The organism is Sneathiella sp., from assembly GCF_047631475.1.
Lineage (GTDB): Bacteria > Pseudomonadota > Alphaproteobacteria > Sneathiellales > Sneathiellaceae > Sneathiella.
This window is the reverse complement of record NZ_JBLHZT010000008.1, coordinates 23,788-48,886: the sequence shown is the minus strand read 5'-3', so window position 1 is coordinate 48,886 and position 25,099 is coordinate 23,788. Positions and strand designations below refer to the sequence as shown.

The window sequence follows — 25,099 nt, the reverse complement described above, 5'->3', positions numbered from 1 at the left end:
CAAACCATTATCATCGACGATTTCCTGTGTGGACCCACTCTGAAATTGCATTATGCAACTGCATCCACGGGCAGACTTTTTCGAAACCCGTTTGGTGTAATCCCAAAATGGCTTTTGAAGACCCGCGTGAAATGCGACGCGTCACAAAATCCGGTGGACAGCGCAATGTCTGTTATCGGCTGTACCGTCGATGACAAAAGAAACCGGGCATTCTCCAGCCTGATCAGCTTATCAGCTTGCGCCGGGCTCATATCCAGCGCTTTTATAAAATGGGTTTCCAATTTTCGGCGCCCAACATTCAATCGCTGGGCAATCCGTGAGATGGTTTGAGGCACTTCCATTTCCTGTTGCATAATATGCAATGCACGCCTTACAAGCTCATCCGAGGTCTGAATGCTGAGCGGGATACCCGGTTGTGTTTTCTCTCCGCCCAGCGCTGTATCTATAATCATGATATGCAGACTTTTTCTCGCCTGATTAACCCCCACATGCCTTTCGACCAGAAAAGCCGCAAGTTGGGCCGCGCTCGTTCCACCCGAACAGGTTATCCGGTCTCCATCAACAAAAAATATCTGATCTGAAACCGGTTCCAACCCATCAAACTGATCAACGAAATCAGCGCGGTGAAACCAACTTACACAACTGCGTCTGCCATCCATCAGTCCAATCTTATGCAAGATGAAGCTGCCCGTGCAAATTCCGATGATTGGCACTCCTTTTTCTGCAGCGGTTTTAAGATACCGGCAGTATTCCGCGTCAAGATTACCAACTTCATCGATTAAGCCTCCGACAACCGCGATATAATCAAATTTTGACGGATCCCCCAATCTTTCTGTCGGTGTCACGGGTATTCCGCTGCTGCATCTGATGGTATCCATGGTTGGTGACAATACGGACCACTGGCACAAAATAGGGCGACTGCCATCCCCCTCGTCAGCCGCAAGCCGCAGCACATCAACAAAATTTGCAAAAGCGCTCAAGGTGAAATTTTTCGCCAGAATAAAGCCGATTGAAAGCCTGACGCCCTGTTGTGCGAACTGCTTTTTTTGCATCCTTACTCCCTCTTGCGCAAATATACCATACAACCTTCGCATTTATACCATAGCAATCCAAATGTTTCGATCACTATTCAAGGGTTCACTTAAGGAATTGCCATGACGCACTTTTCTGGATTATCCCTGCTTACCAACGCCTTTTCCGGTCATAAAAACTGGACCGAGCAATGGCCGGACGCCACGCCTAAATCAGAATATGATGTCATCATCATTGGCGCAGGCGGTCATGGTTTGGGCGCCGCCTACTATTTAGCAAAAGAGCATGGCATAACGAATGTTGCAGTTCTGGAAAAAGGCTGGCTGGGGGGTGGTAATACGGGCCGGAACACAACCATCATCCGGTCTAATTATCTGTATGATGAAAGTGCTGGCCTTTATGATCACGCCGTCGACTTATGGGATGGGTTGAGTCAGGAACTGAACTATAATGTCATGTTTTCCCAGCGCGGCGTCATGATGCTGGCCCATAGTGTTCATGATGTCCAAAGTTTCAAACGCCATGTGCACGCAAACCGGTTAAACGGTGTTGATAATAAATGGCTGACCCCAGAGGAAGCAAAAGCCATCTGCCCGCCCCTGGATATCTCGAGCCACCGACGGTACCCAGTTATGGGCGCAACTTTCCAGCAAAGGGCGGGAACGGCCAGGCACGACGCTGTGGCCTGGGGATATGCCAGGGCCGCAGCCGCTCGCGGCGTCGATATCATTCAAAATTGTCCGGTGCTGTCCATCCGCCGCGGTCCAGACGGTGCTGTCCAAGGGGTGGAAACTGAAAAAGGCTTTATAAAAGCAAAGAAGATTGCAGTTTCAGCAGCGGGCAACACCTCGGTGATCATGCAAACCGCAGGGGTCAAGCTGCCGTTGGAAAGCTATCCATTACAGGCACTCGTATCTGAACCGGTCAAACCGATCTTTCCCTGTGTTGTTATGTCAAACAGTGTTCACGCCTACATTAGCCAATCCGACAAAGGTGAACTCGTGATCGGTTCCGGGACAGATCAGTATACGTCCTATTCCCAAAGGGGGGGCCTGCCGTTGATCGAACATACAGTAGCTGCGATCTGTGAAATATTCCCCATTTTCAGGCGTATGAGGATGCTGCGTAAATGGGGCGGTATTGTCGATGTAACACCGGATCGGTCCGCAATTCTGGGAAAAACTCCGGTCAAGGGACTTTATGTGAATTGTGGTTGGGGAACCGGTGGGTTTAAAGCCACCCCCGGCGCAGCCCATGTGTTGGCCCACACGGTCGCCCGGGATGAGCCCCACCCGATCAATGCTCCGTTTACACTGGAAAGATTTCAAACAGGCCGCCTGATTGATGAGGCCGCCGCGGCTGCGGTTGCTCATTAATCAGGGTCGGTGTCAAGGATACGCACATGCTCTTAATCCATTGTCCCTACTGCAAAGAAGACCTCCCTGAGCTGGAATTTTCCTATGCAGGAGAAGCCCATATTGCTCGTCCCGAAAACCCGGCCGAGCTAGACGATGAAGCCTGGCGGGACTTTCTGTTTATTCGCAGTAATGTTCGCGGCATTCATCTGGAACGCTGGCGTCACATTCACGGATGTGCCCGTTTCTTCAATGCGGCAAGGAATACAGTCACTGACAAATTCCTGCTCACCTATAAAAGTGGCGAGCCCCGCCCGTCCGATGATACCCTGAAAGAGTTGGCCAATGACTAACTACCGGATACAAAACAAAGGCCGCATCAATTACGAAAAACGCATTAATTTTTCATTTGATGGCAAAAATTATCAGGGATTTGAAGGCGACACGGTTGCCTCTGCATTGCTGGCAAATGGCGTTCATCTTATGGGCCGGTCTTTCAAATATCACCGCCCAAGGGGACCTGTTACAGCAGGATCTGAAGAGCCCAACGCCTTGATCGGAACCCAGCGGCCGGACCGTGCCTCTGACCGGTATGAACCCAATACACGGGCGACCTGCCAGGAAATATATGAGGGTCTGATAACCACCAGCCAAAATAATTGGCCCTCTCTGACGTTCGATGTTGGCGCCATCAATGACCGATTTTCGAAATTATTTTCCGCGGGCTTCTACTACAAAACCTTTATGTGGCCCAAAAGCTTTTGGGACAAAGTCTACGAGCCCGCGATCCGTTCCGCTGCGGGGCTTGGTGTTTCTCCAGATAAAGCTGATCCGGATCACTATGCCTCCCGCTACCTGCATTGCGACATTCTGATCATTGGCGCCGGCCCTTCCGGTATTGCCGCCGCGTTACAGGCGTCAAAAAACGATACGGTGTCAATCGTCCTTGTGGACGAAAATTCTGAAATAGGGGGCACCCTTCTCTCTGAATCACAGGTAACCATCGATCAGGATGCCGCCAGCGATTGGCTGGCCAATGCCCTAACCAAACTACAAAACAAACCGAATGTTCGAATACTGACACGGACAACAGCCATCGGGTATTACCACCAGAATATGGTGGGGTTAGCCCAGAAACTGACGGATCATCTATCTTCACCCCCACAGGATGCGCCCCGGGAACGCCTTTGGCGGGTGCGGGCGAAACAGGTCGTTCTAGCCCAGGGCGCAATGGAGCGGCCGCTTGTTTTTGACGGAAATGACAGACCGGGCGTTATGCTCAGTGGTGCGGCAAGCATCTATTTAAACCGGTATGGTGTTTTAGTCGGTAGAAAGCCGGCATTTGTAACCTCCCATGACAGCGCCTGGTATTCAGCTTTTGAACTTGCGGATGCTGGTGCGGATGTTTCAGCCGTTATTGATACCCGCTCTGATGTAAATCAGGCGCTTAGCGCAGAAGCAGACAAAAGAGGGATCCCATATTTTCTAAACCATACAGTCAGCAAAACACAAGGCCGGCTGCGTATCAGCGCGCTGACAATGAACGCGTTGAACGGCGACAATGTTAAGCCCGGGAATGTTATTCCCTGTGACGCGCTGCTCATGTGCGGTGGCTGGACCCCCTCGCTGCATCTCTTTTCTCATACAAAAGGCAGTCTGAACTGGGATGAGAAACAACAGGTTTTTCTTCCTGGCACCCTAACCGAGGACTGTCAAATTGCTGGTGCCTGCCGGGGTTTGTGGGGGATAGAAACATGTTTGGAGGATGGTATAAAAGCTGGGCTTGCGGCTTTGGAGACGCTCCAATTGACCACAGATCAAATCTCCTATTCAGTTTCAAATGATCATACCGGAGAAGGTGTCACCCATAAGGAATTGCCCTCTGACAAACCTATAAATTCCCAAAAAGCATTCATCGATTTTCAAAATGATGTTTTGGCGAAAGACATTCGACTTGCCGTCCGCGAAGGCATGCGATCTATTGAACATGTGAAACGATACACCACAAACGGTATGGCAACGGATCAGGGTAAAATGTCCAATATGAACGGCTTGACCATTGCCGCTGATGCTTTGGGCAAGGACATTCCGAAAGTTGGATTAACAACCTTCCGCCCTCCTTACACCCCTACCACCTTTGGAACCTTTGCCGGATACCATAAAGAGCAATGCTTTGAAATCACACGCAAATCACCGATCGATCGTTGGGCTGAAAAGAACGGAGCCGTTTTTGAGCCGGTGTCTTTGTGGCGCCGCGCCTGGTATTTCCCAAGATCAGGAGAGTCTATGCACGATGCTGTGGCACGTGAATGCGCATCCACCCGCAATTCGCTCGGCATTTTCGACGCGTCCACTTTGGGAAAGATAAACATTATTGGTCCTGATGCCGCTGAATTCCTGAACCGTCTATATACCAACCCCTGGACAAAGCTCGCGGTCGGTCGGTGTCGCTATGGTGTCCTTCTGGGAGAAGACGGATTTATTCGGGATGACGGCGTTATTGGCCGAATGGCGGAGGACAATTTCCATGTCACCACAACAACGGGTGGCGCAGCAAGTGTCCTCAATATGATGGAAGATTATCTGCAAACAGAATGGCCTGATTTGCAGGTGTGGCTGACATCAACGACAGAACAATGGGCGACCATTGCCATAAACGGACCAAACGCACGCAAAATGCTGGCGCCATTGGTCGAAGGGCTGGATCTTTCCGATACCGCTTTTCCTCATATGTCGGTTGCTGATTGCACTGTTGCTGGCTTGAAGGCCCGATTGTTCAGAATGTCGTTCACCGGTGAGCTAGGCTTCGAAATCAACGTTCCTGCCTCGCAAGGACTTCTTCTGTGGGATGCGCTGATGGCGGCTGGTAAACCCTACGACATATGCCCATATGGCACGGAAACCATGCATGTCTTGAGAGCAGAAAAAGGATATATTATTGTCGGTCAGGATACCGATGGAACCCTCACTCCTTTTGACGCGGGTCTTGGTTGGGCAATTGGTAAAAAGAAGCCTGATTTTGTTGGCAAGCGGTCACTTGATCGCCCCGATATGCACAAAGCCGACAGAAAACAGTTGGTGGGACTTAAAACGAAAATACCAGAACAGGTCCTCGAAGAAGGAGCACAGATTGTCAACACTCCAGATGCAGTCATTCCCGTGAAAATGGTAGGACATGTCACCTCCTCCTACTGGAGCGAAACTCTAGGGCACTCCATAGCATTGGCCGTTGTTGAAAATGGGCAAAACCGTCTAGGGGAAACCGTCTACATTCCCATGCCAAATGAGATATTGGCGGCTGAAATAGTGAATACCGTTTTTTATGATCCCGATGGTCTTCGTTTAAACGGGTAAGGAACAATTTATGAATATACAGATACCCGATACGCTCAACATATCAGCCGATACACCCCATATCGAAGCAGGCCCAAACGCCCCGGTATACCTGCGGCTTAACCCGAAAATTGTGCGGTTCAACTTCCGCACCGACAGCGCTCACCTGACAAGGTTTTCAGAAGAATTTGGCATAACAATTCCAGACACTCTTCATTCGTGGAACAGGTTAGGCATGAAAGGCGCGCTATGTCTTGGGCCGGATGAATGGCACTTACAAACAGACCCGGACGAGAAAGAAGAGATCATCAATCGCTTTGCAACACTTGGGAAAACAGTTCCTCATAGCCTGAGTGATATTTCGGACCGTCAGATATCCATCGAAATTGGTGGACCAAAAGCCATTGAGTTACTCTCCATCGGCTGCCCCAGAGACCTCTCGACCTTTTCTGAAGGAAAAGGGACAAGAACCCTTTTTGATACAGTCGAGGTTACGCTTTTTCGGCAAACCGACACCACTTTTCATCTAGAAGTATGGCGTTCATTTTTTCCGCATGTTTGGGCTTTGCTAAATACCGGCATAAAAGAAATAGCATTTGGTCTTTAATAAAAAACACCACCATAACAATATTTATTTATATTTACGTTCCACCATACTGAGAAATTGCTAAATATTCGACATTTTTATTCAAACCCATATCAGTAAATAGATCCCGAGTTCTTTGCTTTTGTTAATCCCATCTTAACTGCCAGCCCATATTAATTAACCACTAGCATTAATATAAAAAATGGAGCTGGCTTAATGTACAGAATTCCTCTCCGCGTTGGCATCCTATCAGCAGCTTTGCTCAGCCTTCCTGCCCAGCTTGCCTTTGCTGATGAAACAGCACCGTCAACGTCCCTTATTACAGAAGTAGCCATTTCAAATGCGCGCACCTGGCTTGCTAACCCGGTTGTTCGTGTCTCCATTGACTCGCAAAACAAAAAGTACAGCGCAATTGATCAGTCGACGATCGATGATCTGGATAAGCAATGGCGAAAAGAACGCACAGAAAAAGACCAACCCCTTATCGCAGCAACCCTGAGCAGTCCCCTCTCCAATTACCTCCTTCAAATACAAGCCGCCTCAGTCGGTTTATATACGGAAATGTTTGTGATGGACGCGAAAGGACTGAATGTCGGGCAAAGCTCGATCACGTCTGATTTCTGGCAAGGAGATGAGGCCAAATTTCAGAAAACATTTCCCAAAGGCAGTGGTCAGATCTTTATTGATGAGCCCGAATATCATGAAGGTTCAAAAACCTGGCGGGCACAGGTCAATATGACGATTTCAAATAATGACGACAAACCAATTGGTGCCGTTACGATTGAGTATAACCTCACTGAGCTCCAAAGACGCCACCAGATGTCGAAAGGGAGCTAAATCATGAAATACCTGCACAATCTCAAAATTCGGACGAAACTCGCGATCAGCTTTTCGACACTCATTGTCGTTGCCATCATCATGGCGGCAATCTCGTTTTGGTCAATCACAGATATTCAAAAGGCTGACGCGGAAAGCCGTGTCGCCATTGATTTAGACGAGACTTACTTAAAGTTTCAGACATCCTTCTTTGAACAAAGAGAAGGGCTTCTATATTTTTTACTCACAGGCGACCGCAATGGCCTGGAAACTTACAATAAATATCAGAAAGTCTCGGAAGGGTATTTTGACAAACTAAAAACGCTCTCGACGAATTACCCATCCGTCGCTGAAAAAATTTCCCAATTAGGGGCACTGCATAAAGAGTGGCAGGAACAGTACGCGGCGGAGCAGATTTCTCTTATGCGCAACTACCTTTCTGTCAATCAGGCCCGCGCGATTGAAGTCTCTGGCGGACCACAGGCTATTATTTTAAAGATAACCGATACTGCAGCCCTTTTGGAAACAGACCTTTCGGCAATTCTGACAGCGGTTTTTGACCAGAAATCAAATGCCATCAACCGTTTCTCAATCACGATTATTTCGTCTATTGCATTGCTGATTGTTCTTGCCGTTATTTTTGGACTGTCTTTGACGACTGCGATTGCAAACCCAATTTCAAAAATGACGAATAGAATGAGTGATCTTGCCGATGGAAACCTCAACATCGACATTGAAGGCATTAACAGAAAAGACGAGATCGGTGCCATGGCAAAAGCGGTTCAGATTTTCAAAGAGAACGCAATTGATCAGGAAGGTTTGAAAAAACGGGATATCGAAAAGCAGGAAGAGCTGGCGACACTTGTTGAGAGCCTTAAACTAAAAGAAGCTGAACAACAGGAAATGCGGGAGAAAGAACTGGCTGAACAGGAGAAAGAACGTGTCCGCCTTGAACAACTTTCCCTCCTAACATCCAATTTTGATGACAATATGAGCAGCAGCCTGGATATTGTAAGCAAGGCCGTTGGCGAAGTAACAGAATCGACCAACAGCATGTCCGCAAATGCCAGCCAAACCGAGACTTTATCGCAACAAGCTTCCCAAAGTATTTCCAGCGCTTCTGAAAATATTTCCACAGTCTCCTCAGCGACCACACAATTAACAGCCTCCATTCAGGAAATTTCACGACAGATATCGCAAACCTCTCAAATCACGCGGTCAGCGGTGGAAGAAGTGAACCAGACGAATGATCGGGTGACGGCCCTGAACGAAGTGGCGACCAGTATTGGCCAAGTCGTACAGATCATTAGCGATATTGCGAGCCAGACCAATCTGCTTGCTCTCAATGCGACGATTGAATCGGCACGCGCCGGTGAAGCTGGCAAAGGCTTTGCTGTTGTTGCCAATGAGGTTAAAAGTCTAGCCACACAAACAAGTAAGGCCACTGAGGAAATCAGTCAAAAAATTGCCGAGGTACAAAATGAAACAAAAGCGGCCGCAAGTGCGGTGACGCATATCGGCGAAACTGTCCACAGAATTGATGAATTAACAGCCATGGTGTCCAGCGCGGTTGAAGAGCAAGGGGCCGCAACAAACGAGATCAGCCAAAGCATCGCACTGGCATCGCAAGGCACGGGAGAAGTTTTGGACGCTGTTTCAAAAGTCGCAGCGGCAGCATCTGACACGCAGAAAAGAGCCCGTGATCAAAATGGCATCGTGACCGACCTCAATGATAAAAACAGTAGCCTTCGGGATGATATCAGAACGTTCTTGGAGGGCGTTCGCAACATGTGATCTTTTACCTTTTATGACCGACATTGTTTTAATGACCCAAAGAGGCTTGTTCCGTTACAGGCCTTTGCAGGTCATTAAAACATCTCAACCCGGCTAACATCCCATTGGCGTGTAATTCGGCGACTGTAGATCTGATTATAACCAATTCGGTTTTCTCGAATTCAGTTTGACGGTAGGCACAGTCCACGACTCCCGCAACCCCCAATAAAATCCGACCCGAAAGGTTGTTATTTCACAAAACCATACTAGTATTGATTAGATTGTTCACGAATACAGGAAAAGTTCCAGCGTCTAACCCACGTGCCCGTTTTCCGTTCGCCTTCAGCAGGATGTAGACACGGCCGCCTCAAGATTTGGGACTGGAGTAAAAATGAGCCTGGCAGAAGCGCATAGTCGGCAGGTACTGCTAATTGACTTGGAAGGGGCTGCACAACCGTTTGTGGTCAATGCCCTGAAAGCGGAAGGTCTCTCATACGACAGCGTTTTGACTGTCCTGCGAACAGTTTCCGAGGCTTGTAAAATATTGAATGACAGTCGCTTGGATGCCGACGTAATTCTGTTTGTTATGGACAGCGGAAATAGGGCCGCCCTGGCTGATCTGCAAACGCTCTGTCAAAGCGCTGCGGCTCCTGTCCTTGTCTTAAGCGAGAACACATCCATAGATTTTGCGATGACCGCCCTTCAACAAGGGGCCCATGACTGCCTTGCGCTGCCTGTTTTAGAGCCGACAGCCTTTATTAAAGCCGTCAGCTTCGCCGCCTGCCGACATGACCGCGAAAAAAATCTAAGAGCAGAGCTTCAGGAAAAGCAGCAAACGGAGAAAAGGCTGGAAGCTGTTCTCATGGCGTCGCCCAGCCCCATTGTGATGGTCGACTCGATGGGCGTCATTCAGTTGGTCAATTCTGCAACAACCACGCTTTTCCGATATACCCGCGGCGAGTTAATCGGCAAATCGGTGAATATCTTTATACCAGACGACGTCAAACAAAGGCATCCAAGCCTGTTTTCCAGTTATTTTTCTGACCCACAAACCCGCGCTATGGGGAAAGGTCGAGATTTGGAGGGACAACGGAAAGACGGATCACGTGTTCCTGTCGAAATTGGACTGAGCCCGGTCAGAACTGAAAAAGCGACCTATGTATTGGCGGCAATTGTTGACCTTACAGAACGCAAGATCGCCCAAAAAACACTTCACGAAAGAGCGGAGGCTTTGGCGAGAAGTAACAAAGAGCTTGATGCCTTCGCCTATGCCGCATCCCATGACCTGAAAGCACCATTGCGGGGTGTCAGCCAACTGGCTCAGTTTATAAAAGAAGATGCCGGAGACCAGCTGCCACCGGACTCCAGAAAAGACCTTGATATGCTGCAAACCCGCGTCATCCGCATGAGCCAGTTACTTGACGGCCTGTTACAGTTTTCCCGGGTTGGTCGAAAAGAGGGTCTTCCAGAGCCTCTCAATATGTCAGAAATTATTCACGATACGATCGAACTTTTTGTACCAACAGACACCTTTACGGTTCATGTTCAGGAAGATCTACCGACACTTTTCGCTCCCAGAGTTGCCATCGAACAGGTTTTTCGTAACCTTCTTATGAACTGCGTGAAACATCATGATGAACAGACCGGGTCCATATGGATCACCGGTCACAGTGACGATACTGAGGTTCATTACTTCGTGCGCGATGACGGCCCTGGCATCGATATGATGTATAAAACCAAAATTTTTGAAGTCTTTCAAACGTTAAAATCCCGCGACGAACTGGAAGCGACAGGCATCGGCTTGGCACTGGTAAAAAAGATCGTTGAACTTTACAATGGTCGTGTATTTTTAGAAGATCCCAGCGATCGCAGAGGCGCCAATTTTCATTTGGTCTGGCCAAAAAGCTGAACTAGGAGAAGAAAACCAGCATGTCCGACTCTCTGAAAGATACCGTCACACTTCTGATCATAGATGATGATACCGTCGACATCAGGGGAGTAACACGGGCCCTGCGGCGACACCGTTTTGACAATCCAATCATCACAGCGGAAAACGGTGAAGAAGGCCTGAAGATATTACGCGGAACCCCGGAAAACGCCCCTCTGTCCCGCCCTTACCTTATTCTGCTTGATCTGAATATGCCGCGCATGAACGGGCTTGAATTCCTTGATGAGCTTAGACAGGATCAAGCATTAAAAGACAGTGTTGTTTTTGTGCTGACGACATCAGAAGATGATCGCGACATGGCACTCGCCTATAACAAACAAATCGCTGGATATATTGTTAAAAGTCGTGCTGGCGTTGATTTTTTGAATTTGGTGAGCATGCTTGAAAAGTTTGTTTTGACTGTCAGGTTTCCCGAAAACCCCGTATCAAGATTGACGAGTGACGACAACACAACATAAAATAGAACTGAATTAAGATTATTAAATAAATTTGGAAATACGGAGTTAAGAAATCCATTTCACTCCTAATCTGCTTGCAGTAAACATCAACGGCAGGGAAATAACTTGGTCAGTCATCTACCTAATAAGTCTCTAAAAGTCCTTGTTGTCGATGATGATGAAGTCGATCTCAGGTTAATTTGTCGCCTTATGGGGCAATTGGAGGATAACTTCGAATTGCAAACGGCAATCTCCATAGAAGAAGCACGAACGCGGCTCAACCAGGAAAGGTTTGATTGCGTTCTCATTGACTATCTCGTACCACCTCATACGGGTCTGGAATTGCTTGCCGAATACAACAATGCCTCTGAACCACCTTATATGGGGTTCGTCATGGTAACAGGTGCGGGGAACGAGCAATTGGCGGTTCAGGCCTTGAAGACCGGAGCCCACGATTATGTCGTTAAAGACAAATTATCCAAATCAGAGCTCTATCGTGCGGTAAAAAATGCAACTGATTCTGCGAAGAATGCAGAGCGGAACTATTACCAGAAACTAGCCCTTGAAAATTTTGCAGGCTTGGTTGCACATGACTTAATATCCCCACTTAACAGCGTCATCGGATATCTCGATCTAATTTTAGAAAACGAAGCCGGTCAACTATCTCCAACCGCCCAAGAATATATCTGCAATTCACGAAGCAGCGGTAAACACATGGAAAAGGTGGTTCGCAGCCTGCTCTCCTATGCAAAAGCCGGTACAACAAACGAACAGTCCGTCAACACCGACAGTGCTGAAGTTATGCGAACGGTCCTTCAGCTTCTGCAGTCTGATATCCAGGAGAAAAAGGCCAAAATACACGTTTCAGACTTACCGACCCTCCAGGTTCGAAAGACTGAGTTTGTACAGTTATTTCAAAACCTTCTGGCCAATGCCATACGCCATAATGACAAAGCTGAACCCGTCGCTCACGTCTCAGTTGAAGAAACCGAAGAGCATATCCTTTTTAGAATTGAGGATAACGGATTGGGGATCTCTAGAGAGCAGGCTGTCGAAATTTTTAAGCCGCTCAATAGAGGGGCTGCACGAAATGGAAACGGTCTGGGTCTCGGTCTCGCGACATGCAAAAAAATCGTGAAAGCTCACAGCGGTCAAATATGGTGTGAACCTGGAGAAAAAGAGGGTACTGTTTTTTTCGTAGCGCTACCGATAGCCACGAAACGGAGCTGGCATGACAAAAAAACTGGCTAAGGTCCCGATTCCAGACAATGGTAAAATGCCCTTTCTCATCCCCCCTGTTTCTGAAACAGTCTTGCCGCGACAAAAAATTGCATAAAGCCTGTACGAAACCCTCATGATCGCAGCCCACTTGCAGATCCCCAATGTTCTTGAATAGGAAACCATTCTTATGGGCTTGCCAACGCTAGACGATATCAAAAAAGCTCAGCTTACAATTGGCTCTTCAATCCAGAAGACGCCAATAATGCCTTCTATGCCCCTATCCCGTATTACTGAGGGGAATGTTTCATTAAAACTGGAAAACCTACAGACTACGGGTAGCTTTAAACTCCGCGGTGCAACAAACGCTGTGCTTTCGCTTTCGCCTGAACAGCGTTCTGCCGGAATTGTGGGCGTATCGACAGGAAATCATGGGCGGGGCCTCGCATATGCGGCCAAAAATGCTAACGTAAAATGCGTCATCTGCATGTCAGAACTTGTACCCGAAAATAAGGTGCAGGCTATTAAGGCGCAAGGCGCAGACGTTCGGATTATTGGGCAGTCACAGGATGAAGCTCAGATCGAAGTCGACCGCTTGGTCAAAGATAAAAAGATGACCATGGTGCCACCCTTTGATCACCCCGATATTATCGCAGGCCAAGGAACGCTGGGGCTCGAAATCTTTGAACAGGTGCCGGAAGTACAAACCGTGGTGGTCCCCGTGTCAGGGGGCGGCCTGATATCGGGAACTGCCCTTGCCTTAAAGACTATAAAACCAGACATTCGAATAATTGGCGTGTCTATGGAAAAAGGGGCAGCTATGTTTGAAAGTCAAAAAGCAGGTAAACCGGTTCAAGTTCCAGAAATACCGACCCTCGCGGATTCTCTTGGAGGTGGTATCGGATTAACAAACAAATATACCTTTCAGATGGTGAAGGATCTTGTGGATGAACTTATCGTTGTCAGTGAGGCCGAAATTGCGCAGGCTATTCATCACGCCTATTGGAAAGAAAAACTGGTCATTGAAGGCGCTGGCAGCGTTGGGATCGCTGCCTTGCTTTCCGGCAAAGTGCCCTCCCCCGGACATTGCGCCCTTGTCATTAGTGGCAGTAATATTGACATGAAGCTGCATAAAAGGATCATTGACGGAGAGAATGTCAATGTGGCATTGGACCAAGGCTAAGTGAGAAACAGACAATGCCCGACATCAAAATCCTAAACGAAAATCAGTTAAGGCAGGCCGTACAACTCGATATGGAGGCGGTAACCTGTGTTGAAAAGGCGTTTGGACTATTGGCAACTAAAAACGTGTCAATGCCGCCAATCCTGAGCTTACATATTCCAGAATTCAATGGCGAGATGGATGTCAAGACAGCCTATGTGCCCGGCATCAATTCATTTGCCGTAAAAATGAGTCCCGGTTTTTTTGACAACCCCAAATTTGGGCTGCCAAGTTTAAATGGTTTGATGGTTCTATTTTCAGCAAAAACCGGAATTGTTGAAAACATTCTTTTGGACAACGGCTATTTGACGGATATTCGCACCGCGGCAGCTGGGGCTGTTGCTGCTAAATGGCTCTCCCGTAAAAATGCAACAACGGCGGGCATGATTGGAACAGGCACCCAAGCACGCCTTCAGCTGAAAGCCCTTACACTGGTTCGGGATATCAAAAGGTGCATCGTCTGGGGGCGGCATCATGAAAAAGCTGCGGATCTTGCTGAAGATTGTACCAAAGAACTGGGTATTGAAATGCAGACAGCAGACACTATTCAGGATCTGATGGACCGAAGCGATATTGTGGTTTCTACAACCCCGTCGCAAGAACCGCTTGTTCTCGCAAGTATGTTGAAGCCGGGACATCATATTACGGCAATGGGATCTGATGCTGACTATAAAACAGAACTGGATGCCGCTGTTATTCCAGCCGCGGACCTTTACGTCTGTGACCGATTGGCGCAGTGCATTAAACAGGGGGAATTGCGTCCAGCGATCACAGCCGGAACCGTTGCCCCGGATACAGTATTTCCCGAATTAGGGGAAATCATTACCGGACAGAAACCCGGTCGCCTGTCTGACGAACAAGTCACTATATGCGACCTTACCGGCACCGGTGTACAGGACACAGCCATCGCAACCTTTGCCCGAAACCGCACGGAAAGTGCGGAGGTTGGCACTCTTTTCACCAACTAGTTTTTCATGGAGAATGTCATGACGGGCATTGATCTACCCTTTTCAGTTGACGAATACCGATCCCGCCTTGCAAAAGCGCGCGTGCAAATGGCGGAAAAAGGGATTGACGTTTTAATTGTAACAGACCCTTCCAATATGGCTTGGTTAACCGGCTATGATGGGTGGTCTTTTTACGTTCACCAATGCGTTGTTCTGCCCATCGATACAGAACCATTTTGGTATGGCCGAAAACAGGATGCCAATGGCGCACGACGGACCGTTTTCATGTCAGACGAGAATGTCGAATTCTATCCCGAGAATTACATTCAAACCACAGAACGTCATCCGATGGACTATTTGAGTGGTCTTTTGAATGACCGAGGATATGGCAATAAGAGAATTGGTGTTGAGCTGGACAACTATTATTTTTCAGCCGCCGCCTATTTATCGCTCGTAAAACACCTGCCAAACGCCACGCTCATCGATGCCAACTCACTGGTTAACTGGTGCCGCGCTGTAAAATCGGAGCAAGAACTGATTTACATGCGCCGGGCCGGAAAAATTGTCGAGAAAATGCATGAGCGGATTTTTGATGTTATCGAGCCAGGCATGCGCAAAAACGATCTGGTCGCAGAAATTTACGACACTGGCATCCGTGGCACCGACGAGTTTGGCGGTGATTATCCGGCTATTGTTCCCCTGCTTCCCTCTGGAGAGGACGCGGCGGCCCCGCATCTAACCTGGGACGATAAACCCCTTAAAACAGGAGAGGGAACGTTCTTCGAAATTGCAGGTTGTTATCGGCGCTACCACGCCCCCTTATCCCGCACCATCTTCTTAGGAAAGCCGTCGCAGACCTTTATAGATGCTGACAAAGCGATCCAGGAAGGAATGGAAGCCGGGCTTGAAAAAGCCAAAGCCGGTAATTTATGTGAAGATATTGCGCATGCGTTTTTTGGAGTTCTCAAAAAGCACGGTATTTTCAAAGACAGTAGAACAGGCTATCCGATCGGTCTGAGTTACCCCCCGGATTGGGGCGAACGAACAATGAGCTTGCGGTCTGGGGAAAAAACAGAGCTTCTTCCCGGTATGACATTTCATTTCATGACCGGCCTGTGGATGGACAATTGGGGCCTGGAGACAACAGAAAGTATTGTTATCACTGAAGGCGAGGTTGAACTTCTCGCGTCGGTTCCCCGACAACTAATGATTAAAGGTTAGGCCCATGCGTGCAAATCCAATAACGGCAACCGTCGATTTTGACCAGGAAGGCACTCAGCACGGCTTCCTCAAATTACCCTATTCTCATGATGCATCTGCGTGGGGATCAATTATGATCCCCATAACCGTAGTAAAAAAGGGTGAAGGACCAACGGTTCTTTTGACCGGCGGCAATCACGGCGACGAATATGAAGGTCCCATTGCACTTTTCGATCTAGCTGGAAAGCTGGATGCAAAAGATGTAAATGGCCGCGTCATTATTATTCCTGCCATGAATTACCCTGCTTTCAAAGGGGCCCGCAGGACCTCCCCCATTGATAATCGGAATATGAACCGGGTTTTCCCCGGAAACCCTGCGGGGTCAGTAACCGAAAAAATCGCAGACTATTTTCAACGGACATTGCTCCCTTTGGCAGATTATGTTCTGGATATTCATTCAGGCGGAAAAACACTGGATTTTGTTCCTTTCTGTGCGGCTCATGTACTGGAAAGTAAAGAGTTACAGGCTCAATGCGTTGCGGCCATGCACGCCTTTAATGCACCCTATTCCGTTATGCTGTTGGAGGTCGATTCCGTTGGGATGTATGACACCGCGGCTGAGGAAATGGGAAAGGTCTTTATTTCCACAGAAGTTGGCGGCGGCGGCACGGCTTCTGCCGAAACGATTTCGATTACCAAAAAAGGCGTCTCCAATCTGCTTCGACATGCCGGTGTCCTAAAGGGCGAGCCTGAGATTTCAGAAACAGTGAACCTTGATATGCCGGATCACCGCTGCTTTATTTATTGTGAAAGCGTTGGATTGATTGAATATTGTGTCGAGCTTGGAGAGGATGTGACTTTTGGTCAGCTGATTGCCCGAGTTTATGATATAGATCGGACGAATGGCGCCGTGACAGAGTATCACAGTGAGATCGACGGGGTCTTTGCCGCACGGCACTTTCCGGGCTTAATCGCAATGGGCGATATTATCGGCGTCGTTGCTCTAAAGGTTTAGTGCCAAGATATTGAGTTGAAATGAATAAGCTAGATGATCGCGATCTAAAAATTCTGCGCGTTTTGCAAAAAGATGGTCGCATTCCAAAAAACCAGCTGGCCACACAGGTCAACCTGTCTCCAACGGCCTGTTGGGAACGGTTGAAACGGCTGGAAGAAATTGGGATCATCGAAGGCTATGGGGCGCGGCTTTGTCTGACAAAGCTTGGCCCCACAGCAACTATTTTTATGCAGGTGGAACTTTCCAGTCACCGGGCCGAAGACTTTGATCGTTTCGAACAGGCTGTCCAGGAAATAGACGAAGTGGCAGATTGCTGGGCCGTTGGCGGCGGTGTGGATTATTTCCTGAAACTGGTTTGCGCCAGTGTCGATGACTATCAACGCACAGTGGATGATATGCTAGAAGCCGATATCGGCTTGCGGCGTTATTACACATATGTCGTCACGAAACCGGTTAAAAGTGGATCGGCCAACCCCTTTTCAATCTTTGGCGCATCCTAATCCTCGTTCAATTGTCTAACTTCTTTTTAACTTCCGATAGTTTCTCTCTTTTTATCTGCCTTTAGAGAATTCTTCTCTGAATATAAGGCGGACAATAAACACATCCACTACGCAAATTCTTCTACTATCGCACAGTCGAAAACGAGCGGAGTGGACCATGAACGAATTAAGTCAGAATTTGTCGCGATCCAAAGAACTGGATCAATTAAAAGACCCGAAACTCTTGCGGGAGTTTTCTTATAGTGCCGGAAAATGGCAGTCCGCTCGCTCTGGCAATGTTATCGATGTGACCGACCCGGCAAATGGCGATTGGATCGGATCAGTCCCTGCCCTCAATGCCGCAGAGAGCGTACAGGCTATCGACTGCGCCCAACAGGCCTTCAAAGGGTGGGCCGCCCGCCTTCCACAGGAACGTGCTGAGATTTTGCGCCGATGGCATCAGCTTATTGAGGATCATAAGGAAGACCTTGCCCTCATCATGACGCTTGAGCAGGGCAAACCGATATCAGAGTCTCGCGGTGAAATCGACTATGGCCTTTCGTTCATCGAGTTTTTCGCCGAAGAGGCAAAGCGAACAGATATACTGGGGATCACCTCTCATCTTCATAATGCTGAAGTAGAAGTTTGGCTGGAGCCCGTCGGTGTTGCCGCTTTGGTCACGCCCTGGAATTTTCCAAATGCTATGATTACCCGAAAAGCAGCTGCGGCTCTTGCCGTTGGTTGCCCTGTGATCATACATCCGTCAAAAGAAACACCGTTTTCAGCGTTGGCGCTGGCGGAATTGGCAGAACGCGCCGGGTTCCCTGAAGGGGTGTTCAATGTCATTACGGGCGAGCCAGCAGAAATTGTGGGAGAATGGACCAAGGATACAAGAGTGCGGGCCCTTTCTTTTACCGGCTCAACTGAAATCGGACGGCTTCTCTACCAACAATGCGCGCCAACCATCAAACGTCTGAGTTTGGAACTCGGTGGACATGCGCCGTTTATTGTTTTTGAAGATTGTGATCTGGATAAGGCTGTCGAGGAAGGTATAAAGGCCAAGTTTGCCACGTCTGGTCAAGATTGCCTGGGGGCTAACCGGTTTTATATTCAAGCTGGCGTTTATGATGAATTCTGCGAAAAATTCACCCAGAAGGTCAAGACGCTCTCTGTCGGGCAAGGTGTTGACGATCCTGAGATTGGCCCTTTGATGAACAGCCAGGCAGTTGATAAACAACTGGATCATGTGCACGACGCCGTAAATGCCGGTGCCACTCTACTGTGCGGGGGGCATCAAATGGCACTTGGTCCCTTATTTTTTGAACCCACCGTTTTAGCCGATGTGCCCTTTAACGCAAAAATAATGCATGAAGAAACTTTCGGCCCGGTTGCCGCGATTGCCTCCTTTTCCACAGAAGAAGAAGTTATCAATCTGGCCAACGACACGGAATATGGTCTGATGGCTTACCTCCATACGAAAGATCCTTCACGGATTTACCGACTGAGCCGACAACTGGAATTTGGCATGGTCGGCGTTAATCGAACAAAAGTGACCGGCGCCCCTATTCCCTTTGGCGGAATGAAACAATCCGGACTTGGCCGGGAAGGTTCTCGCCACGGGATAGAGGCCTTTTCAAATATTAAATATGTCTGCCGCGACTGGGCGTAACCCCGTTGCCTTAAAATCAGGAGAAATCAATGCTTACAAATGATCAACTCAGTAAATGGGATCGAGAAAACTTTTTCCACCCTTCTACGCATCTGGCACAATTTGCCCGGGGTGAGCTCGCCAACCGGATTGTGACTGGCGGTTCTGGTGTTCATATCGAAGATAGAGACGGAAATAGGTTGCTTGACGCTTTTGCCGGTCTTTATTGCGTCAATGTGGGATATGGGCGCACCGAAATCTCTGATGCAATCGCCGCACAAGCAAAAGAATTGGCCTACTATCATTCTTATGTCGGGCATGGGACCGAGGCCTCTATTACGCTCTCCAAGATGATCATTGACCGGGCCCCCGACAACATGAGCAAAGTCTATTATGGCTTGTCAGGGTCCGATGCAAACGAAACAAATATCAAACTTGTCTGGTATTACAATAATGTTCTGGGGCGGCCCGAAAAGAAGAAAATCATCTCGCGTTGGAGAGGATATCACGGATCAGGCCTGATGACCGGCTCCCTGACAGGCCTGGAACTATTCCACAAGAAATTTGACTTACCGCTTTCTCAAGTTGTTCACACAGATGCCCCTTATTACTATCGCCGCGACGATTTAAGCTTAAGCGAAGAAGAATTTTCAAAGCAGTGCGCTGATAATCTGGAGGCGCTAATCCTGAAAGAGGGGCCGGACACTGTTGCTGCCTTTATCGGCGAGCCCGTTCTGGGAACAGGTGGCCTTGTTCCGCCGCCAACCGGATATTGGGATGCCATTCAGCCTGTCCTGAAAAAATATGACATCCTTCTGATTGCTGACGAAGTGGTTACAGGCTTTGGTCGGCTGGGATCCATGTTTGGCTCTGATCATTACGGTATTGAAGCAGATATCATCACCTCCGCCAAAGGCCTTACGTCCGCTTATGCCCCATTGTCAGCGTCGATTGTTTCAGACAAAGTTTGGAACGTTCTGGAGCAGGGAACTGATGAATTTGGCGCAATTGGGCATGGGTGGACTTATTCCGCCCATCCGGTTTGTGCAGCTGCGGGTGTAGCCAACCTGAAACTCATCGACAGCATGGGTCTTGTGGGTAACGCGGGCGATGTTGGACCCTATTTTAAACAGCAAATGAAAAAAGCCATCGGTGAACATGCCAATGTCGGTGATGTTCGCGGAGAAGGTCTTATGCTCGCTGTTGAATTAATTGCAGATAAGGAAAAAAGAACCTTTCTTGACCCTTCACTTATGACCGGACCCAAAATTGCTGCTGCGCTTCTAAAACGCGGCGTTATTGCGCGGGCAATGCCGCAGGGTGATATTCTCGGATTTGCCCCCCCGCTATGCCTTACAAAAGAAGAAGCGGATACCATCGTTGGGGCTATGAGCGAAGCCGTCACAGAAGTATTTAACCAAACCTGATCAAGGGTTCCCCAAAACGAAGCCCGCGAACTTACCATCGCGGGCTTTTGTTTTGTGTGGGCGCAAAGCCTTACGATCATATTTTGTCTTCTCCGGCTCCGATCACATATAAAAGGCCAGCCGTAAAAAATCGACTTGTTGCGGATACAGCTATAATGCGAGCCTAGAATACTAACGGACTTTGCCTTCTTCAAAAGCACAACACGGCGACAATAGACCGGCTGTCGACGCTCGTGTAATGGTTCATTTGTACTTCCAAAGATCAGACCCCAAAAGACCTGCATCCAGACCAAAGGACCTTCCTCGGCGGGCAAGGCATGCTCGATGAGAGTACTGCGTGTTCTGACATCGATTTTTTGAGGCCGCAAACAAAAAGCTCCAAAGCTGGATCGATTGTACATGGAGGAAATTCAACTTACCTCTATCCGTAAACAGAGAGCTGAAAAACCCCAGCCGATAATATTCCGACATTAAGGTAAGAGGTCCCCAGCGCCAAAAACTAGAATGGTTCTTTGCATCTTTGATTACAGCATTGACGGTCATTCGGAGAAACAAAAAAGGCCCGGTCGTAAAACCGGGCCTTTTTATCATTTTCAACGATGGCTCGCATCACCCCGGTGACAAGCCACGCAACCGTTCTGAACGTCTGCGGAGTAATTCAAGTGTTGTCAGCATCATCACCGAGAGCACAACCAAAATCGTGGCCACGGCAAGAATTGTGGGGCTGATTTGCTCTCGCAGGCCTGTAAACATCTGCCAAGGCAACGTTTTCTGCCCAGCGGAACCAACAAATAGCACGACCACAACTTCGTCAAAGGACGTAATGAAAGCGAACAATCCTCCCGACACAACACCAGGTAAGATCAAAGGCATTTGTACACGGAAGAAGGTTGTCACAGGATTGGCACCAAGATTAGCCGCGGCGCGTGTCAAACTGCGATCAAAGCCCACAAGGGTGGCTGTCACGGTAATAATCACAAACGGAATACCGAGTGCTGCATGGGCCAGAACAACGCCAAAATAGGTGCCCTGCAATCCAACACGGCTATAGAAGAAGTACATGCCGGCTGCAGAAATAATCAGTGGCATAATCATCGGCGAAATCATGATCGCCATGATCGCACGACGGAACGGCACGAACGGCTGACTTAACCCAATGGCGGCCAATGTTCCAAGGGACACCGACAACAAGGTCGCAACCGGCGCAATAGCGAAACTGTTTTTAATCGCACCCTGCCAGTCTGAATTCGTAAAGAAGTCTTCATAATGCTTCAATGAGTAGCCCGCAGGATCAAAATTCAACATTTCAGGCGTGAATGTAAAAAAGTTCTCTGCATTAAAACTCAAGGGCATCACTACAATAATAGGTGTGATCAGGAACAGAAAGATCGCCCAGCAGATAACCACAAATGAATGATGCCAGATGACCTGCCCTGGTGTTGCATAAGAAGGCAACCTGCGGCGATAGTCGCCGGTTCCAACCCAAAAGACAAACCAGGTGAACACCCACCCAAATAGCCCGCCCAATAAGGCTCCTGAGATTTCGGCTTGCAGATAACCAGCGACAAGACCAAGAACAACCGTTACCAGTTGCGCAATGCGCCTTGTTTTAAGGACTTTGACAATCAGGGTAGACGCGATAGCACCCAGAATGACACCCCCGGCAACCCCGATCAACGGGATTTCCTGGGTCATACCAAACAGCAAGCCAAACAGACCCGCAAAGAAGGCACCCGCGCCTGCAATCTGCTGAATAGAGGCGATAATCGGTTTTTCTTTCTTTTTTGACATACTCTTAGCCCCCCAACTTCACGTTATCAATGCCAACAATTCGGTCATACACCCAGTAGAGCAACAGAACGACCAGCAGCAATATTGTGCCCAATGCAGCCGCGAGGCCCCAGTTAAGCGAACTAGAGATATGGTAGGCAATCCGGTTCGAAATGAAGGTACCGGACGTGCCACCGACGATTTCAGGGGTAATGTAATAACCAATGGACAGAATAAACACGAGAATGGATCCAGCCCCAATTCCAGGAACAGATAATGGGAAATATATTCGCCAGAAAGCCGTCCAATTTGTCGCGCCCATCGATTTCGCGGCACGCGTATAGGTTTCCGGGATTGTTCGCATCACTGAATAAAGTGGCAGAACCATAAAGGGTAGCAGGATATGGGTCATTGCAACGATCGTACCGAACTGGTTATTGATCAACACAAGACGCCCTGCCTCATCGATGATATTAAGCCAAACCAGAGTATCGTTAATGACCCCTTGTTGTTGTAACATTACTTTCCAGGCGGAGGTCCTCACAAGCAAGGAGGTCCAGAATGGCAACAGAACCATAATCATCAGAAGGTTGGCTTCCCGCATTGGACGGTTAGACATAAGCCATGCGATCGGATAGCCCAGGAAAATGGCGCAGGCAGTAATCACAAGCGACATAAACAGTGTCCTCAGGAACAGAGTTCCATAGAGACGCTCATTTTCCGGACGGACTGAATATCCGTCAAAATCCTTTTTAAGATCCACGGCTGTCAGAAAGTAACCTTCGGTATAAGGCGGAGAGTAAACGCGGAGTGTTTTCCAGACGTCTTCACTTGCCCATTCCTTATCGAACTTGAGGAACGCTTCTTTAAAATTTACGGTCTTGAAATTTGTAGCCGCCGCGGCGCTTTTCTGAATGAGCGCATTGGAAGATGCACCCTCTAAACGCACGAGGTCATTATAAAGAGCGACAAAAACAAAATCTGCGACGGCCTCTTTTTGAGGGTCATCCCCATCTTCAATCACATATTTCCGCCAGGACGAATAGGCCCACATGGATTGCGGTAATTCTTCTTGTGCATCTGAAGAATCTGCCAGCATCTGCCAAGTTTTCACATCTTTCCAACTGGGATCAACAGCCGCAAATTGGTCTGGATAGATTTCAACATTGAGGCGGCGAACCCGTCGCCCGGATTTACGAAACAGCGAGGAAACCCCGGTTTGTTCGTAATTCAGGCGGCTCCCAAGCCGCGTATGTTCTTTGTTTTTGACCGCAACGAAGAGGTCAACATAGAGGGCGGAGAATGTTTTTTCGCCCGGCACAATCGGCGCAGATTCTGTATCCGCGTTCAACAGATTGACCGTTTGCGGAAGCGTTTCACTCACGATTTCATTTTCGACGGAGCGAAATAGCATATCTGCGATCGGCGCGATAAACGTGATCAGGATGAAAGCAAGCAGGGGCGAAATCAGCATTAAAGCTCTGAATTTTTGTAGCCGCAAAGAGCGCTGCAAACTCCGCTTCAAAGGTGTCCCGTCTGCCGCCAACACAGGACCAGTTTCGATCGTATCACTCATTCTTTAGTCGCCAGTTCAGTGTTCATTAAATTTGGCCAGAACTTTCGTCTGGTAAATGAAAAGAAGCGGGTATTTAACCCGCTTCTTCAGAGCCTTACTTGGCTAACCAAGCCTGGAATTTCGCGTCGATGTCGTCGCGATAATCTGCCCAGAATTCATAGTTATACAAGAATGTATTCTTGGCATTGGCTGGATCAGTTGGCATATGTGGACCCATATCAATTCCAAGGCTGGCATGCTTGCCAACCAATGGAGCTGATGATTTACGGGCTGGGCCATAAGAAATATATTTTGCCTGATCAGCAAGACGCTGAGTATCCGTTGCAAATTTCAAATAATCCATCACGCGGGCTTTACGCTCGTCGCTCAGACCAGCTGGAACAATCCAACCGTCAAGGTCAAATACCTGAGCGTCCCAAAGCATTGCAACAGGCTGTTTCTGTTCTTCAATAACAGAGAACAGACGACCGTTATATGTAGAACCCATTACAATTTCGCCGTCTGCCAGTAGCTGAGGCGTATCGGCGCCAGCTGACCACCAGATCACGTCATCTTTGATGGTGCCCAACTTGGCAAGAGCCTGCTCTTGTCCGGCTGGCGTGGCCAGAACGTCATAAACCTTGTCTTTAGCGACACCGTCACACAAAAGAGCCCATTCCATGTTGTTGATTGGACGCTTTTCAAGGGACCGTTTACCAGGCCATGTTTTTGTATCAAAGATCGCGCAAACACTTGTAGGCTTCTTGTCACCGACCAGATCTGTGCGATACCCGAAAGCTGTGGAGTAAACGATCTGTGGAATAAAACACTGTGATACGATCAAATCGCCAAAATCTTTACTGGCAGGGGATCCATCAGGTGCTTTTGCAAGAACCTTGTCGTGATCGATTTCTTCTGCAAGACCCTCATCGCATAAGCGAATGGCGTCAGACGCAACAACGTCAACAAGGTCCCAAGTTACATTACCGGCTTCATCCATAGCACGGAGTTTAGCAACAGCTTCGGCAGAACTTTCATCATTGATGATCTTGATGCCGGTTTTTTCCATATAAGGCTCGTGATAGGCCTTCAACTGAGATGTGGAATATGCGCCGCCCCAAGACACAATTGTCATCTCATCAGACATATCCGCAGCCGTAGCTCCAGTTGCTCCCACAGCAGCAAATACAATTGCAGTGGACAGCTTTGTAAACAATTTCATACTAATCTCCTCTGTCATGTCCCGTTCATATAAATGAGATTTGCTGCAGGGTATGGGACCACCCTATCCTTCAGATAGTCATTGCTAATCTGTTGCAGCAGGTCGTTTCAGTAAAC

General features: G+C 48.4%; 20 protein-coding genes. 16 read left to right on the top strand and 4 right to left on the bottom strand.

What is annotated here, in order from left to right; genetic code table 11:
* Positions 1-50: 50 nt before the first annotated feature.
* On the bottom strand, positions 51-1,052 hold the full coding sequence (locus tag ACJAYR_RS05100; RefSeq protein ID WP_415235594.1) for a GlxA family transcriptional regulator: 1,002 nt from the start codon (positions 1,050-1,052) through the stop codon (positions 51-53).
* A gap of 102 nt (positions 1,053-1,154) precedes the next feature.
* Between ACJAYR_RS05100 and ACJAYR_RS05095 the strand changes: the two genes are divergently transcribed.
* The 16 genes from ACJAYR_RS05095 (at position 1,155) to ACJAYR_RS05020 (ending at position 20,436) form a co-directional block, all read left to right on the top strand.
* Positions 1,155-2,408, top strand: a complete 1,254-nt coding sequence (locus ACJAYR_RS05095; RefSeq protein WP_415235593.1) for a sarcosine oxidase subunit beta family protein — start codon at positions 1,155-1,157, stop codon at positions 2,406-2,408.
* 26 nt (positions 2,409-2,434) lie between these two features.
* Positions 2,435-2,740: a sarcosine oxidase subunit delta gene (locus ACJAYR_RS05090; protein ID WP_415235592.1), complete on the top strand. Its 306-nt coding sequence runs from the start codon at positions 2,435-2,437 to the stop codon at positions 2,738-2,740.
* The gene (locus tag ACJAYR_RS05085; protein ID WP_415235591.1) at positions 2,733-5,741 is read left to right on the top strand and encodes a sarcosine oxidase subunit alpha; all 3,009 of its coding nucleotides are present in this window, start codon (positions 2,733-2,735) and stop codon (positions 5,739-5,741) included. Before ACJAYR_RS05090 ends, ACJAYR_RS05085 begins: the two co-directional genes overlap by 8 nt.
* Positions 5,742-5,751: 10 nt before the next feature.
* On the top strand, positions 5,752-6,327 hold the full coding sequence (locus tag ACJAYR_RS05080) for a sarcosine oxidase subunit gamma (RefSeq protein WP_415235590.1): 576 nt from the start codon (positions 5,752-5,754) through the stop codon (positions 6,325-6,327).
* A gap of 195 nt (positions 6,328-6,522) precedes the next feature.
* Positions 6,523-7,143, top strand: a complete 621-nt coding sequence (locus tag ACJAYR_RS05075) for a hypothetical protein (RefSeq protein WP_415235589.1) — start codon at positions 6,523-6,525, stop codon at positions 7,141-7,143.
* Between the two features lie 3 nt (positions 7,144-7,146).
* Positions 7,147-8,916, top strand: coding sequence for a methyl-accepting chemotaxis protein (locus tag ACJAYR_RS05070; RefSeq protein WP_415235588.1), 1,770 nt, complete (start codon positions 7,147-7,149; stop codon positions 8,914-8,916).
* 370 nt (positions 8,917-9,286) lie between these two features.
* On the top strand, positions 9,287-10,804 hold the full coding sequence (locus ACJAYR_RS05065) for a PAS domain S-box protein (protein ID WP_415235587.1): 1,518 nt from the start codon (positions 9,287-9,289) through the stop codon (positions 10,802-10,804).
* Positions 10,805-10,824: 20 nt separating this feature from the next.
* A complete protein-coding gene (locus tag ACJAYR_RS05060; RefSeq protein WP_415235586.1) occupies positions 10,825-11,301 on the top strand; it encodes a response regulator in 477 nt (158 codons plus the stop codon).
* A 105-nt stretch (positions 11,302-11,406) separates the two neighbouring features.
* Positions 11,407-12,531, top strand: a complete 1,125-nt coding sequence (locus ACJAYR_RS05055) for a sensor histidine kinase (protein WP_415235585.1) — start codon at positions 11,407-11,409, stop codon at positions 12,529-12,531.
* Between the two features lie 157 nt (positions 12,532-12,688).
* The gene (gene eutB, locus ACJAYR_RS05050; RefSeq protein ID WP_415235584.1) at positions 12,689-13,681 is read left to right on the top strand and encodes a hydroxyectoine utilization dehydratase EutB; all 993 of its coding nucleotides are present in this window, start codon (positions 12,689-12,691) and stop codon (positions 13,679-13,681) included.
* A gap of 14 nt (positions 13,682-13,695) precedes the next feature.
* Positions 13,696-14,688 (top strand): cyclodeaminase, encoded by a 993-nt coding sequence (locus tag ACJAYR_RS05045; protein WP_415235583.1) that lies wholly within the window; start codon positions 13,696-13,698, stop codon positions 14,686-14,688.
* 18 nt (positions 14,689-14,706) lie between these two features.
* On the top strand, positions 14,707-15,888 hold the full coding sequence (gene doeA, locus ACJAYR_RS05040) for an ectoine hydrolase DoeA (RefSeq protein WP_415235582.1): 1,182 nt from the start codon (positions 14,707-14,709) through the stop codon (positions 15,886-15,888).
* 4 nt (positions 15,889-15,892) lie between these two features.
* A complete protein-coding gene (doeB, locus tag ACJAYR_RS05035; RefSeq protein WP_415235581.1) occupies positions 15,893-16,882 on the top strand; it encodes a N(2)-acetyl-L-2,4-diaminobutanoate deacetylase DoeB in 990 nt (329 codons plus the stop codon).
* A 20-nt stretch (positions 16,883-16,902) separates the two neighbouring features.
* Positions 16,903-17,382 (top strand): Lrp/AsnC family transcriptional regulator, encoded by a 480-nt coding sequence (locus ACJAYR_RS05030; RefSeq protein ID WP_415235580.1) that lies wholly within the window; start codon positions 16,903-16,905, stop codon positions 17,380-17,382.
* 157 nt (positions 17,383-17,539) lie between these two features.
* Entirely contained in the window at positions 17,540-19,030 is a 1,491-nt protein-coding gene (locus tag ACJAYR_RS05025; protein ID WP_415235579.1) for an NAD-dependent succinate-semialdehyde dehydrogenase, read from the top strand.
* 29 nt (positions 19,031-19,059) lie between these two features.
* Complete coding sequence (locus ACJAYR_RS05020; RefSeq protein WP_415235578.1) at positions 19,060-20,436, top strand: aspartate aminotransferase family protein; 1,377 nt, start codon at positions 19,060-19,062, stop codon at positions 20,434-20,436.
* 609 nt (positions 20,437-21,045) lie between these two features.
* Here the strand turns inward: ACJAYR_RS05020 and ACJAYR_RS05015 are convergent.
* The 3 genes from ACJAYR_RS05015 to ACJAYR_RS05005 form a co-directional block, all read right to left on the bottom strand.
* Positions 21,046-22,227, bottom strand: coding sequence for an ABC transporter permease subunit (locus ACJAYR_RS05015; protein WP_415235577.1), 1,182 nt, complete (start codon positions 22,225-22,227; stop codon positions 21,046-21,048).
* Positions 22,228-22,231: 4 nt separating this feature from the next.
* The gene (locus tag ACJAYR_RS05010; protein WP_415235576.1) at positions 22,232-23,782 is read right to left on the bottom strand and encodes an ABC transporter permease; all 1,551 of its coding nucleotides are present in this window, start codon (positions 23,780-23,782) and stop codon (positions 22,232-22,234) included.
* 94 nt (positions 23,783-23,876) lie between these two features.
* Entirely contained in the window at positions 23,877-24,983 is a 1,107-nt protein-coding gene (locus tag ACJAYR_RS05005; RefSeq protein WP_415235575.1) for an extracellular solute-binding protein, read from the bottom strand.
* Between the last annotated feature and the right edge of the window lie 116 nt (positions 24,984-25,099).